General features: G+C 61.3%; 15 protein-coding genes and 1 tRNA gene. 10 read left to right on the top strand and 6 right to left on the bottom strand.

Going from position 1 to position 13,215, the window contains the following annotated elements; all coding sequences use genetic code 11:
- Positions 1–5: 5 nt before the first annotated feature.
- Positions 6–953: an AAA family ATPase gene (locus AC07TV_RS05450; RefSeq protein ID WP_494647750.1), complete on the bottom strand. Its 948-nt coding sequence runs from the start codon at positions 951–953 to the stop codon at positions 6–8.
- A 120-nt stretch (positions 954–1,073) separates the two neighbouring features.
- On the opposite strand from AC07TV_RS05450, the gene AC07TV_RS05445 reads away from it, so the two are divergent.
- From AC07TV_RS05445 to AC07TV_RS05425, 5 genes are all read left to right on the top strand, one after another.
- Positions 1,074–2,000 (top strand): histone deacetylase family protein, encoded by a 927-nt coding sequence (locus AC07TV_RS05445; protein WP_494647392.1) that lies wholly within the window; start codon positions 1,074–1,076, stop codon positions 1,998–2,000.
- An 85-nt stretch (positions 2,001–2,085) separates the two neighbouring features.
- Complete coding sequence (locus tag AC07TV_RS05440; protein WP_494647391.1) at positions 2,086–3,306, top strand: aspartate kinase; 1,221 nt, start codon at positions 2,086–2,088, stop codon at positions 3,304–3,306.
- 54 nt (positions 3,307–3,360) lie between these two features.
- Positions 3,361–3,453: transfer RNA gene (locus AC07TV_RS05435), tRNA-Ser, on the top strand.
- A gap of 94 nt (positions 3,454–3,547) precedes the next feature.
- Positions 3,548–3,697 carry a hypothetical protein gene (locus tag AC07TV_RS05430; protein WP_494647390.1) on the top strand — a complete coding sequence of 50 codons (150 nt, stop codon included), beginning with the start codon at positions 3,548–3,550 and terminating at the stop codon, positions 3,695–3,697.
- A gap of 451 nt (positions 3,698–4,148) precedes the next feature.
- The gene (locus AC07TV_RS05425; RefSeq protein ID WP_494647389.1) at positions 4,149–4,511 is read left to right on the top strand and encodes a DUF4124 domain-containing protein; all 363 of its coding nucleotides are present in this window, start codon (positions 4,149–4,151) and stop codon (positions 4,509–4,511) included.
- A 75-nt stretch (positions 4,512–4,586) separates the two neighbouring features.
- Here the strand turns inward: AC07TV_RS05425 and AC07TV_RS05420 are convergent, their stop codons facing one another.
- Both AC07TV_RS05420 and AC07TV_RS05415 read right to left on the bottom strand, forming a co-directional pair.
- Positions 4,587–5,216: a hypothetical protein gene (locus tag AC07TV_RS05420; RefSeq protein ID WP_494647388.1), complete on the bottom strand. Its 630-nt coding sequence runs from the start codon at positions 5,214–5,216 to the stop codon at positions 4,587–4,589.
- Between the two features lie 238 nt (positions 5,217–5,454).
- The gene (locus tag AC07TV_RS05415) at positions 5,455–7,146 is read right to left on the bottom strand and encodes an ABC transporter ATP-binding protein/permease (protein ID WP_494647387.1); all 1,692 of its coding nucleotides are present in this window, start codon (positions 7,144–7,146) and stop codon (positions 5,455–5,457) included.
- A gap of 103 nt (positions 7,147–7,249) precedes the next feature.
- On the opposite strand from AC07TV_RS05415, the gene AC07TV_RS05410 reads away from it, so the two are divergent.
- Positions 7,250–8,299, top strand: a complete 1,050-nt coding sequence (locus tag AC07TV_RS05410; protein ID WP_494647386.1) for an SH3 domain-containing protein — start codon at positions 7,250–7,252, stop codon at positions 8,297–8,299.
- A gap of 33 nt (positions 8,300–8,332) precedes the next feature.
- On the opposite strand, the gene AC07TV_RS05405 is transcribed toward AC07TV_RS05410, so the two are convergent.
- The 3 genes from AC07TV_RS05405 to AC07TV_RS05395 form a co-directional block, all read right to left on the bottom strand.
- A complete protein-coding gene (locus AC07TV_RS05405; RefSeq protein ID WP_494647385.1) occupies positions 8,333–9,961 on the bottom strand; it encodes a mechanosensitive ion channel family protein in 1,629 nt (542 codons plus the stop codon).
- An 80-nt stretch (positions 9,962–10,041) separates the two neighbouring features.
- Positions 10,042–10,314: a GIY-YIG nuclease family protein gene (locus tag AC07TV_RS05400; RefSeq protein ID WP_226494894.1), complete on the bottom strand. Its 273-nt coding sequence runs from the start codon at positions 10,312–10,314 to the stop codon at positions 10,042–10,044.
- Entirely contained in the window at positions 10,311–10,562 is a 252-nt protein-coding gene (locus tag AC07TV_RS05395) for a hypothetical protein (protein WP_494647384.1), read from the bottom strand. Before AC07TV_RS05395 ends, AC07TV_RS05400 begins: the two co-directional genes overlap by 4 nt.
- A gap of 89 nt (positions 10,563–10,651) precedes the next feature.
- On the opposite strand from AC07TV_RS05395, the gene AC07TV_RS05390 reads away from it, so the two are divergent.
- The 4 genes from AC07TV_RS05390 to AC07TV_RS05375 form a co-directional block, all read left to right on the top strand.
- Entirely contained in the window at positions 10,652–11,308 is a 657-nt protein-coding gene (locus AC07TV_RS05390) for a 3'-5' exonuclease (protein ID WP_494647749.1), read from the top strand.
- Positions 11,301–11,939 carry a YceH family protein gene (locus AC07TV_RS05385; protein WP_494647383.1) on the top strand — a complete coding sequence of 213 codons (639 nt, stop codon included), beginning with the start codon at positions 11,301–11,303 and terminating at the stop codon, positions 11,937–11,939. Before AC07TV_RS05390 ends, AC07TV_RS05385 begins: the two co-directional genes overlap by 8 nt.
- Entirely contained in the window at positions 11,936–12,838 is a 903-nt protein-coding gene (locus AC07TV_RS05380; RefSeq protein WP_494647382.1) for an arginase, read from the top strand. The genes AC07TV_RS05385 and AC07TV_RS05380 overlap by 4 nt, the downstream gene beginning before the upstream one ends.
- A 246-nt stretch (positions 12,839–13,084) precedes the next feature.
- Positions 13,085–13,215 (top strand): type II toxin-antitoxin system Phd/YefM family antitoxin (locus AC07TV_RS05375; RefSeq protein ID WP_494647748.1); only part of this gene is annotated, 131 nt, incomplete at its 3' end.

Below are 13,215 nucleotides of genomic sequence, written 5' to 3'. Positions count from 1 at the left end.
GTTTTTCAGGGGATGGCGACGCTGCGGATCAGGGCGGCGATGTCTTCGGCCAGCGCGTAGCCACCACCTTGTGCCGAGCGCAGACGGTGTCGGGCAACGGCGGGGAGAACCGCCTGCACGTCATCGGGCAGCACCATGTCGCGCCCGGCCAGCCAGGCCCAGGCGCGCGCGGCGGCGAGCAGGGCGAGGCCGGCACGTGGCGACAGGCCGTGCTGGAAAGCCGGGTTTTGGCGGGTCGCTTCGACCAGCGCCTGGACGTAATCGATGAGCGGTCCGGCCGCGTGGACGGCTGATGCCTCCTGCTGCAAGGCCGGCAGGTCATCGGGCGTGAGTAGTGACTTCAATTCCTCGACGCGCCGCCGCTGGCCGCCGGCGGCGAGCAGGGCGCGTTCGGCGGTGCGGTCCGGGTAGCCGAGTTCGAGGCGCATGAGGAAACGGTCGAGCTGCGATTCGGGCAGCGGAAAAGTGCCGATCTGGTGGGCCGGGTTTTGCGTCGCGATGACGAAGAAGGGTGTCGGCAACATCCGCGTCTGGCCTTCGGCCGTGACTTGCCCTTCCTCCATCGCTTCGAGCAGGGCACTCTGGGTTTTCGGCGTGGCGCGATTGATTTCGTCAGCGAGGACGAGCTGGGCGAAGACCGGGCCGGGCAGGAAACGGAATTCGCTGCGCTCGCGCTCGAAAACCGAAACGCCGGTGATGTCGGCCGGTAGCAGGTCGCTGGTGAACTGGATACGCGAGAACTGCAGGCCGAGCAGCCGGGCCAGCGTGTGGGCCAGCGTCGTCTTGCCCATGCCGGGCAGGTCTTCGATGAGCAAATGGCCGTCGGCCAGCAGGCAGGCAATGGCCAGCCTGATTTCATGATCCTTGCCGAGAATGATCCGGCCGGCCTGCTCGAGGACGCCGTCGAATGCCCGCGGGCGACCGGTGAGGCCGGAAAGTGTACTTTTCAACATCATATGAGTCCGCTGTGTCAGTCCGAAACCATTCTAATGCTTGAAGCGGCGCGATGAATGGGACGATAATGACAATTCGACGTGCGCCGTTTTGTGCGCCGCTTCGCAGAGAGAGAACAAGTGACGACCACTGCCATCATCACCCATCGTGACTGCCAGTTGCACGACATGGGTTCGCATCACCCGGAATGTCCGCAGCGTCTGACCGCCATCAACGATCATCTGATCGCCCAGGGAATCGACGCCTATTTTGTCTACTACGACGCGCCGCTCGCCACCTTTGAACAACTGATGCGCGTCCACCCCGCTTCCCATCTCGAACGCCTCAAGCGCGCCTCGCCGGAACTGGGCGTCGTGCACCTCGACCCCGATACCGCGATGAATCCGCATACCTGGCAGGCCGCATTGCGTGCTGCCGGTTCGGGTTGCCTCGCCGTCGACCTCGTCATGAAGGGTGAAATCGAAAACGGCTTCTGCGCCGTGCGACCGCCCGGTCATCACTGCGAAAAAGCAAATCCGATGGGTTTCTGCTTCTTCAACAACATCGGTGTTGCCGCCAAGCACGCACTTGTCGCCCATGGCCTGGAGCGCGTCGCGATCATCGATTTCGACGTTCATCATGGCAACGGCACTGAAGACTGCTTCGCCGGTGACGAGCAGGTGCTCATGTGCTCCATCTTCCAGCACCCGTTCTATCCCTATTGCGGCACCGACAAGCCGGCAGCCAACATGTGCAACGTGCCGCTGGCTTCCGGTTGCGGCGGCGAAGAATTCCGCGACGCCGTGACGCAGGTCTGGATGCCGCGCCTGCGCGAATTCAAGCCGCAGATGATCCTTATCTCGGCCGGCTTCGATGCCCACTTCGAGGACGACATGGGCAACCTGAAGTTCCTCGAAAAGGACTACGCCTGGGTCACCGATCAGCTGAAAACGCTGGCCGCCGAAATGTGCGAAAAGCGCATCGTCTCCATGCTCGAAGGCGGCTACGTGATGACCTCGCTGGCGCGCAGCGTCGGCGCGCATCTGCGCTCGCTGGCTGATCTCTAGCCACTGTTTTCTTTCGGAAAAAGAACAGGGTGGGGTAAAATCCCGCCCTCTTTTTCATGTTTCCAACGTTTAACCGGACAAATCCATGGCGTTGATTGTTCAAAAATACGGCGGTACGTCGGTCGGTAATCCCGAGCGCATCAAGAATGTCGCCAAACGCGTTGCCAAGTTCCAGGCACAGGGCCATCAAGTGGTCGTCGTCGTCTCTGCAATGAGCGGCGAAACCAACAAATTGATTGCACTGGCCAAGGAAGTTCAGGCCACTCCCGATCCGCGCGAGCTGGATGCCATCATGTCCACCGGCGAACAGGTCACTACCGGCCTGCTCTCCATGGCGCTGATGGACATCGGCTGCAAGGCCAAAAGCTACACCGGCGGCCAGGTCAAGGTGCTGACTGACAGCACGCACACCAAGGCGCGCATCCTGTCGATCGACGAAACCAACATGCGCCGCGATCTCGATGCCGGCCACGTTGTCGTCGTTGCCGGCTTCCAGGGTGTCGACGAGCACGGCAACATCACGACGCTTGGTCGCGGCGGTTCCGACACCTCCGGCGTCGCCCTCGCGGCCGCGCTCAAGGCCGACGAGTGCCAGATCTACACCGACGTCGATGGCGTCTACACCACCGACCCGCGCGTCGTGCCCGAAGCCAAAAAGCTCGACACCATCACCTTCGAAGAGATGCTGGAAATGGCCAGCCTCGGCTCCAAGGTGCTGCAGATCCGCTCGGTCGAATTCGCCGGCAAGTACAAGGTCAAACTGCGCGTTCTTTCCAGCTTCCAGGACGAAGGGGAAGGTACGCTGATCACTGTTGAGGAAGACAAGAACATGGAACAACCGATCATTTCCGGTATCGCTTTCAACCGCGACGAAGCCAAGCTCACCATGCTCGGCGTTCCCGATACCCCGGGCATTGCCTACCAGATCCTGGGCTCCATCGCCGACGCCAACATCGACGTCGACATGATCATCCAGAACGTCGGCCATGATGGCACCACGGACTTCTCCTTCACCGTGAACCGCGGCGACTACGCCAAGGCCCAGGGCATCCTCGAAGGCGTCAAGGCCAAGCTCGGCGCCCGTGAAGTGACCGGTGACAACAAGATCTGCAAGGTCTCCGCCGTCGGCGTCGGCATGCGCTCGCACCCGGGCGTTGCCTCCAAGATGTTCAAGGCCCTGGCTGACGAAGGCATCAACATCCAGATGATCTCCACCTCCGAGATCAAAATTTCCGTCGTCCTCGACGAGAAGTATCTGGAACTGGCTGTTCGCGTCCTGCACCGCACGTTCGGTCTCGATCAGTAAGTTTGACCAAAAGGCGCGGAGCCTATATCATCCGCGCCTCGTTGTAGCAGGCAAGGACACGTGGCCGAGTGGTCGAAGGCACACCCCTGCTAAGGGTGCATCCGGGCAAAACCTGGATCCAGGGTTCGAATCCCTGCGTGTCCGCCAAGCAATACAACGATGCTTAAGGCCCCGATTTTTCGGGGCTTTTTGCTTTTTTGGGTTGGTAATCACCCTACGTTTGAGCGCAGGATAAATTCTGGTGGAAGCAGTCATACAAGCCGTCGTCGAAGAGCAGCCTTTGAATCTCGGCCTGGTTGCCCAATTGCAGATTCATTTTTATCGGCTAAGCACCTACGCGGTACTGAATTTTCTCGATGATCCTGCCATGTTGGCCTTCGTGCTCTGTTAAAGCGTCCGCAGGTCCAAATTACTCACTGGATAAGCCATTTCTCTGCAGTCACAAACGGCTACAAAACACGGGAAGACATATTTCTTTCGCAGGCCTAGAGTGTGTACGTTGTTGTGCAGTGCACAAAATCTGTAAAGGATATGAATATGGTTCCCGACTACATGCAGAAATACACAGACCTCCGGATTGGGCGGCTGTCGTTTCACCAGTTCATGGAATTTGTCGATGAAATCTACTGTATGGGTCACACCAACGGTAGTTTGTCCGCGCAAGCCGAGTTGCTCAAACGGATCAACGGTCAGATCGCTTCGACTGGTCCCACGTGTGATTCGCAGATAGTGCCCTACGAGTCGGTTTTCTAGACTCTCGGCAATCAATTGGTCTGCGCGCGGGCATCTTGTGGCATCTTTGTTTGGAGCGTAGATTAGAAAACGTTCGAAGGGAGATATTCATGCACTACACCATCCTTCTGGCGCTTCTGCTTGCATCCAGTGCAACCCAGGCCGACGTCTTTACCTGCCACACGCGTTCCGGAGAAGTCGTCTATTCCGACGTTCCCTGCGACAAGGGATCGATAATCGAAAAAATAAGCCCGAGCGAGTCGGTATCAGACCCGGTTGCCGCCCAGAAAGAACTTGAGCGACAAAAGGCCTATACCGAGCGGCAAGCGGCCGAAAATGCGCGGGCAAGGGCTGCTGCGCCCATGCCGGCAATCCTTCCGGATTACTCCAGCCCACCTCCTTCATCGCCACTGCCGACGCCATTGTCGCCATCGTCGTCAGGACAATCGGACATGCCCCCAAGAACACGGTGAGACAAGCATTCTCCCGGGCCCACACCAAATAAAAAGCGCCTTTCGGGCGCTTTTTTCTTACTCCGGACTGTCTGTCTATGGTCTGGCGAAGATATTCCGGTCGAATGTCAGGTTGTCGAAGGCGGCGTAGGTCCAGGGCAGGCCGTTGGCTTGCGATGAGAGGCGTACCTTGGCGATGTTGCGGCTGGGCGAGGAAAAGCTCAGCGGATGCCAGTGGCCAAGGAAGTTGGCATCGTGAACCCCCAACTGCGTCAGTACCTTGCCCAGATATTTGCCGGTCGAGTCGTAGGCCTCCATGAATGGCCGGTTATCGGCATTGCCCGAGCCTTCCGGCGAGTTCATCGCATAAGCCCAAACGCTGACCGATTGCTGCAATTGGGAAAACGTCGCTTCGAGGGCGCCGTAGCGCGCATCGAACCAGGGATTGGAAGGATCGGCTTCGATGATGGTTAGGACATTTTTTCCGCTCTGGGCGGATCCGCCCACCGGCATTTCCTTGGCGAATGCTGACCACGTGCGTGGCGGGTAGGTCACGCTGGCAAAGTTCACGCCTGAACTGGCATAGGTAGAGTCAACGGCCGTACCACTGGGCACGTCGTCGAAAGTAATGGAAACCGTTCGCCAAATATTGGGTGGCGGGCGAAATGGAGGACGCTGTGAAATGACGCCGCCGAGCTTGATGGCATTATTGGTGAAGTCGGGCATGAGAAACGCTCCTTTTCAGTGATGCACAAATTTGCAAAGCGGCACACTTGCGACAGGAATGAAATCTGCCAAGTGTGCTTGTTTGCCAACGATTGTCCATACAAAAAGCATAGAACAATCGCTCTGGCATTCAAGGAGAAGCTGTACAAAACACTGCAAGCACGGCCGTTTTGGCCAATCCGGATGCCACGGTCAACCGGGAAAAATGGCCAAAAACGAAAAAGTCGGCGGGCCCGCCTCAAGCGATTGCCGGCAACGCTGCGCTGAGATTCAATTGTTTGTCGTGATAGACCTCGAGCGTCGTGCGGTGGGCGACGCTGACCAGCGTACACCCCGGCAGCCTGTCGACCAGCAGTTGATACATATGGGCTTCCGTGGCGTTGTCGAGGGCGCTGGTCGCTTCGTCGAGGAACAGGATGTCCGGCTTGAAGAGCAGGGCGCGGGCGAAGGCCAGACGTTGCTGCTCGCCGGGTGACAGGCGATGCCCCCAGCGCGCTTCTTCATGCAGGTGCGAGGCGAATTGCGGCAGGTTGCAGTCGATCAGCATCTGGCTGCACGTCGCATCGTCGACCGCGCTGGCCGGCAGCGGGTAGGTCAGCGCGGCTTTCAGGGTGCCGTCCGGCAGGTAGTTCTTTTGCGGCGTAAACATCACGCGGGCCATGCGGGGCAGGCTGATGTGCCCGGAGCCGAACGGCCACAGGCCGGCGATGGCGCGCAGTAGCGTGCTCTTGCCGGTACCCGACGGGCCGCGTAACAGCCAGCGTTCGCCGGGGGCGAAGGCCATCGCATCGACGTTGGTCAGCGGCTTGCCATCGGGCAGGGTGAGGGCGATGTTCTCGCCTTCGACACTGGCCGACGGCGACTGGTTGTCGAATCCAATGCCCGTGGGCGGAGCCTGGTTCAAGGCGGTATCCATGCCGTTCAGACGCTGGACGACAGCGGAAAGCTGGAACAGGTCGCTGTAGGAGCGGGCAAACCAGGCGATCGCGGCGGCCGTTTCGGCAAAGGCCGAGACGTCCTGCATCAGCGTGCCGATGCCGAGTTCTCCCGACAGCACTTTGGGCGCAATGGCGATGATCGGGACGAGCAGCGAAACCACCGCAAAGCTGCCCGACGCCATATTAAGGAAGATGTGATAACGCATCAGGTCCGACCAGTTGCGGCGGATTTCCGAGAACAGATGACCAAGGCGGCTCTGCTCGACGGCCTCGCCTTTATAGAGCGCGATCTGTTCGGCGGCGTCGCGCACCTTGGACAGCGCGAAACGAAAGTCGGCCTCGACCTTGTGCTGTTCGACCGTCACGCCGGCCAGCTTGTGCCCGGCCAGGTGCGTGACGATGGTCTGCAGAACGCCCCAGGCAATGGCCAGCCAGAACATGTAGCCGGGGATGGTGATCGAGTTGTCGCCGATAGCGAACGTCATCGGCCCGGCCGTGTGCCAGAGAATCCAGCCCATCGTGCCGAGGGCGCCGAGGTTGGCGACGAAACCCAGCGAAAGCTGGATCATCAGCTTGACGTATTCGGTCATGTCCTGGGTCAGCCGCTGGTCCGGATTGTCGAGCATGTTGTCGCGCTCGATCCGGTAATAGCTGCGGTCCTTGAACCAGCGCCCCATCATGTTGTCGGTCAGGCTCCACCGCCACTTCATCTCCAGCGCCTGCTCCATGTAGCCTCTGATCACGGCGACGGCAACGATGAAGGCGATGGCCACGAAGAGCAGCACGAGGTTCGAATTGAAGGCCGCCGTGTCGCGGTTCTGCAGGGCATCGTAGAAGCCCTTGGTCAGTTGCGTGTTCCAGGCCATCAGGCCGGTGTTGAGGGCGACCAGCGTGAGCAGGACAGCGAGCAGCAGCCAGGCATTCTGGCGCCCCTTGGCATGCAGCCAGAAAGGTTTGGCAAGGCGGAAAATCTGAGCGGTGCGAGTCGTCATGGCGCGTCGGTCTGGGTAATTTGTCGGGTTGGCTTGGAGGCGGAAGGCAGCCCCCATAGAATGGTCGGAAGTATGAACGAATAGTATTTGATCGGGATAAATGATGCGTGCGAAACACGGGTATTTTGTCAGCCTGCTTGGCTTCCTGGCCTTGGCTACCGGTTCGGCTGCCCAGGCGACTGCCGACGGTCCCGACCACTACCGGGTCAGCGGGCTTGCCTCCGGCTCCGGGCTCGTTGTGCGCGCCGAACCCGCTTTGGCATCGACGCCGGTCGGCAGCCTGCCGGCGGCTGCCGACTGCCTGCGCAGCCTGGGCTGCCAGGGGGGGCTGAGTTACCAGGAGTTCGCCACGCTGTCCGCCGCTGAAAAGCAGCAACGAGCCGCGGCGAATCCTCGCTGGTGCAAGATCAGCTACCAGGGCATCACCGGCTGGGTGGAAGGGCGCTACCTCGCCGAGTCCGGTTGCGCCAGGCTGGCGCCAAGCGAGGGCCGCTCAGAAATGCTGGACCTTTCGGCCGGCCCCCGGGTGGTCAAAGCTACCCTGCGTGGGCGGCAATTCGTCGATTACCAGCTGAGCGGCCACGCCGGCCAGAAGCTGGATGTGTCGCTGGCCGCCGCCAACGGTCAGCAATATTTCAACCTCAATCCGCCGGATTCCGAATTGGCGATGTTCATCGGCAACCTCTCGGGTGATCGATTTTCCGGACTGCTCCCGGCCGACGGCGTCTATACGGTGCGCGTCTATCTCATGCGGGCAGCAGCACGGCGCCATGAAAGCAGCCTCTACACCCTGAAACTCGGTTTGTCCGGCCAGGCGTTGGCGCCAAGGCCGGCGAGCAGCGATGCGCTGATTCCCGGCACGCCGTATCACGCCGCGGCCGCGCTGCCCTGCGCCCACGGCTCGACGGTGGCCAGCCAGCGCTGCGACGCCTTCGTCATTCGTCGTGGTTTCGATGGCACCGCCACGCTGGAAGTCCGTTTGCCGCCCGGTGCGCTGAGCGCAACGCGGCGCATTCTTATCGTCAAGGGCCAGCCGGTCGCCGCCGACTCCCCCGATACGCTGACCCACACCCGGCAAGGCGATGTGACGACTATCCGCATCGGCACCGACGAAATCATCGAAGTACCCGATGCGCTGATCGCCGGCGGCTGATTTCCACGGTCAACCGGAAATTTTGCCCAAAATTCAAAGCGGTCGTTTGGCCGGCGCCGGGTACCAGTCGTCCGGCTTCACCACCTTGGCCTGCGCCGTGTCAGCGAGGTAATGCGGCGACATGATCTGCACGCCAAACTCGTTGAAGACATCCTGGATATTGGCGTGGAGCTGGCTCAGCACCTCGGCGCGCGGCCGCGGGCTGTGCGGGATAGCCTGGGCGACCAGCCGGTATTCCGGATAGAAATCGGAAAGATTGGTCTGAAAGACGACGGGCGGGGGATTGTCGAGAATCCCCGGAGTTCGCTTCGCCGCGTCGATCAGCATGGCCTCGACCTGCCGCCACGGCGTGTCGTAGCCGATGGTGACGGTCGTATCGACGACATAGCCGGCGCCATCGACAGTGCGCGAGTAGTTCTTGGTCACCGCCCCGGTGATCATCGAATTGGGCAGCGTCAGCTCCTCGCCGAGGCCGGTGCGAATGCAGGTCGTGAACATGCCGATCCTGACCACCGTGCCTTCATGCTCGCCAATGCGCACGTATTCGCCGGCCCGGATGGTCCGTGTGTAAGTCAGGATCAGCCCGGCCGCACCCTGGCCAACCACGCTCGAAGCGCCGAGCGAGACCATCAGGCCGAGCAGCACCGACAGTCCCCTGAACGCCTCGGTCTGGGCCCCCGGCAGATACGGATAGGCCATGGCGATGGCAAACAGCCAGATGCCGATGCTGAACAGCCGTCGCGTCGTCGGCATGGTTTCCGGTTCCAGCCAGCTGACCGGCGTTCCGGTATGCGACACACGCTCGAAAAAGCGCCCGAGGAAACCAATGAAAACGCGCGCCAGCATGAAAATGACCAGCGCCACGCCCAGCCCGGGAATGGCGCCGAGAATGCTTTCGAGCAGGCCGCCCGCGACGTTCAGCAGGTAGTCGTTGAGGCGCTCGCCCCACGGCCGGGTGTACGGGAAACGCGAGAGCACGAAACTCAGCCATTCATAACTCAGCAACAGCACCACCAGCCAGCGCAGGATGATCAGAAGGCGGCGCAGGAAAGGCAGCAGATATTCGCCCTCGATCAGTTGCAGGTTGCCGATCTTCAGGTTCTCCACCTTGCGCTCGGCACGGCTCAACAGCGCGTTGGCCAGCCAGCCGCGCAGCCGGCTCAGCGTCCACAGCAGCAAGCCGAAGACCAGCGTGGCAAGCGCCGTGGCGCCCAGCGCCTTGAGCAGCGACTCCATGTTTCTCGACTCCCGCGTCTCGGCCACAATCTGCTCCAGTCGCCGCGCCGCCTGCCCGGCGACCGCCTCCGGTGTTTCCTGCAGCAGCGGGTCGGCATCGCCGGCCGTGATGACGAAAGCCAGGCGATCATCGAGCACGATCAACTGCCCTTCGGGATTGGTCCTGATGGTGACGACCAATTCGCCCCCCTGACGCAAGGCCTCCTCGATCACCGAGCGGGCTCGTGCCGCGCGCACGGCCGGTGTTGCCCCGAGAAAGTGGGCGCGGAACACCGTCAAAGTGCGGTTGAAAACGATCAGACTGGCTTCCGCTGTCGCCGCCTCGGTGCCATGCGCCTTGGTCTCCGGCGCCGGCGTTGCCCAGGCCGCGCCTGTCAGCATGATGGCCGTCAGGAATAGTCCGATTGCACGCAGGGCTGCTCGCATTTCAAGTCTCCATCGAAATCGGGCCGGGCATTTCTCACCGGTCATTTTTATGCATTCTAAATTCGCCGGCATAACCAGCGTCAAGTTTCTGCCCGGCCAAGCCCCAGAGAGGCCGCATACCGACGCTTTTCGCCGGGTGACAACTGCTTGATCCGGTATTCCGCCTTCGAGGCCGATGAACGATCAGGATGGTTTTCGTAGCCAAGCAGTCGGAGCGGCGGATGCGAGCGCGTATAGCGCGCACCGGTGCCGGCGCAATGAGCGGCGTAGCGACCGGCCACGTCGACCGCGATGCCGGTATAAATGCTGCCATCGACGCACTCGATCATGTACAGAAACCAGGGCTTGCTCATGCTTCAGTCGAGCGGGCCAGGGCGCTGCGGATGCGCTCGATGGTCGCCTCGACCGGCGCCTGGCGGGGCACATCGAGGCCGAGATCGCGGGCGATGGCATTGACCTTGGCCGGGTTGAGCGGAATGCCGCCGCGATCAACCGCCGCAATCAGCTGGCGGGCCCGCGCGTAGTCGGAAAGCGGGGCGGGGCGGCCGAAAAACAGCGCCCATATGCGCGAGAAAAGGCCCGTCGGCCGGCGTGATCCCATACACTTGCTTCTTGATAAAAGCTGAAGGATACATGGATGCAGCTGGCAACGAAGATGCAACGGACGCGGAGCGCACGAACTTGAGCGAAGTGACAATCAGCCGCAGCATGCTCGCCGCGAGTGAGTTGCCGATCTACAACGGCGTTTCGATGGCCAGAATCACCCTGGTCGGCGATGCCGCCCTGGCCGAGCGGGCCCTGGCCGCCTTGCTGGCGGTGCCGGCCATCGGTTTCGATACCGAGTCGAAACCCACCTTTCTGAAAGGCGAGATTTCCACCGGGCCGCACCTTGTTCAACTGGCCACCGACGAACACGTCTATCTATTCCCCGTCGTCTTCGCCGCCAATCATGATGTGCTGCGGCAAATCCTTGCCGCCCAGAACGTGCTCAAAGTCGGCTTCGGTCTTGGCAACGACCGCAGCGCCCTGCGTGCGCGCCTCGGCATCGAACTGGCCAATGTCCTCGACCTTGGCGAAGCCCTGCGCGGGCCCGGCCATCGCGGCACGGTCGGGGCCAAAGTCGCCGTCGCCCACTACTTCGGCCAGAAATTCCAGAAATCGAAAAAAGTCGGCACCAGCAACTGGGCCAGTGCGCGCCTCAACGAGCGCCAGTTGTTATACGCTGCCAACGACGCGCACGTCGCCCTGCAAATCTACCGGGCCTGGCTGCGCGACCCCGAGCGTCTGGCGCAAACCGTGCCGGCCGCGGCAATTCAACCAAGCTCAGGAAACGAAAATCATGGCTGAATCACTGCCCATGCTGTCATTGCTGGAAACCCGCGTACTTGGCACCCTCGTCGAAAAACAGCGCACCGTGCCCGACACCTATCCGCTCTCGGTCAATGCGCTGCTCGCTGGCTGCAACCAGAAAACCAGCCGGAATCCGGTCATCGAAGCCAGCGAAAGCGACGTCGTTCAAGCTATCGATGTCCTGAAAGGCCTCTGGCTGGTCAATGAAATCAGCGGCAGCCGGGTCAGCCGGTTCGAGCACCGTCTCGAGAAAATACTCGGCGTGCCGACGCAAGCCTCGGCACTGCTCACCGTGCTCATGCTGCGCGGGCCGCAAACGGCCGGCGAACTGCGCCTCAACTGCGAACGCCTGCACCGCTTTGCCGACATCTCGTCGGTCGAAGCCTTCCTCGAAGAACTGGCCAGCCGGGAAGAGGGCGCTCTGGTCGTCGAACTGCCGCGCCTGCCCGGATCGCGTGAAAACCGCTGGATGCACCTGCTCAGCGGCGAGCCGGAAATCGAAACCATGCTGCCGGCAAAGTCGTCGCATACGCCCAACCAGGAAATCGAAGAATTGAAGGCGAGGGTGACCGCGCTCGAAACCGAGCTGGCTGAAATGCGCACCCGGCTATCCGCAATCGGCGCATGAAACCTCGCCATACGGCCAGTCCCGGCCGCATCCGCATCATCGGCGCCGCCAGCGGCATCGGGGCGCAGGATCGCGCCTGCGAAGACGGCCCGGTCGCTTTTCATCGTTCGCAAGCCTGGCATGAACTCGAACATCACCCGTTGATTGACTGGGGCAAGACACTGTTTGCCCCGCAAGGCGATCATGCCTCGATCACCGGTCGAATCGCCGCGTTATGCCGCAATCTCGCCGACGAAGTCGTGCTCGCCCTGCGCGCCGGCGAGTTTCCGGTTGTCATTGGTGGCGACCACTCCGTCGCCATTGGCACCTGGAGCGGCGTTGCCCGCGCCATTGCCGAACCGATCGGCCTGCTCTGGATCGACGCCCATCTCGACAGCCACACCCCGGAAACCAGCTACTCCGGCGCCATCCACGGCATGCCGCTGGCCTGCCTGCTCGGCCGTGGCGACAAACGCCTGCTCAACATCGGGCTGGAAGGCAGCCAGATCAGCGCTGCCCACACCGTTGTCCTCGGGCCGCGCAGCTACGAACCGGAAGAACTCGAATTCCTGCAGCGCATGCAAGTGCGCATTATCGACAGCGACGAAATACTTCGCCGCGGCTTCGCCGCCTGTCTCGACGAAGCGATAGCCATCGTCGCCAGCGCCCCGGCCGGTTTTGGCGTCACGCTCGACCTCGACGCCATCGACCCACGCCTGGCCCCCGGCGTCGGCAGCCCAGAGCCCGATGGTCTGGTCGTGCACGATGCCGTCGAGGCCATGCGCCGAATCGGCGGCCTGCCCGGGCTGAAAGCCCTGGAAATCGTCGAATACAACCCGGACCGCGACCGCCATGGCACAACGGCCGGGCTGATCTCGGATTTGATCGGGGAGTTGCTGCCACCGGGTAGCGACAGGTAGTTCGCCGGCACGACCGGCGTCGAGCATTTGGCTTTTTCTCGATTCCCTTTCTGGCCTGCAGGGCAAGCCCCTCTCAATTCCGGTTGAGTCGCTTGCGAGCGATATGGTGAAAGCCCCATTCTGTTGAGGTTTGGGGCCTTTTCTGACAGGCAGAAGCTGCCAACGAATTCGACGGCAAGCCGCGACCTCATTGACGTCAACCAAATTCGGTACTAAATTTGGGTCTAATGAATTCCAGGAGGTAACATGCAGTCAATCGCCAACATCAAATCCATTTCGTACCTGAAAAGCCATGCGGCGCAGATTTCTGAAGAATTGGAAATGAACGGGAATCCGTTTGTGATCACCCAGAATGGTGAGGCCACCATGGTGATTGA

The sequence above is a fragment of the Azonexus sp. GW821-FHT04F04 genome, from assembly GCF_059420025.1.
Note: the sequence above shows the minus strand (reverse complement) of the source record. Positions and strands in the feature narration are given on the sequence as shown.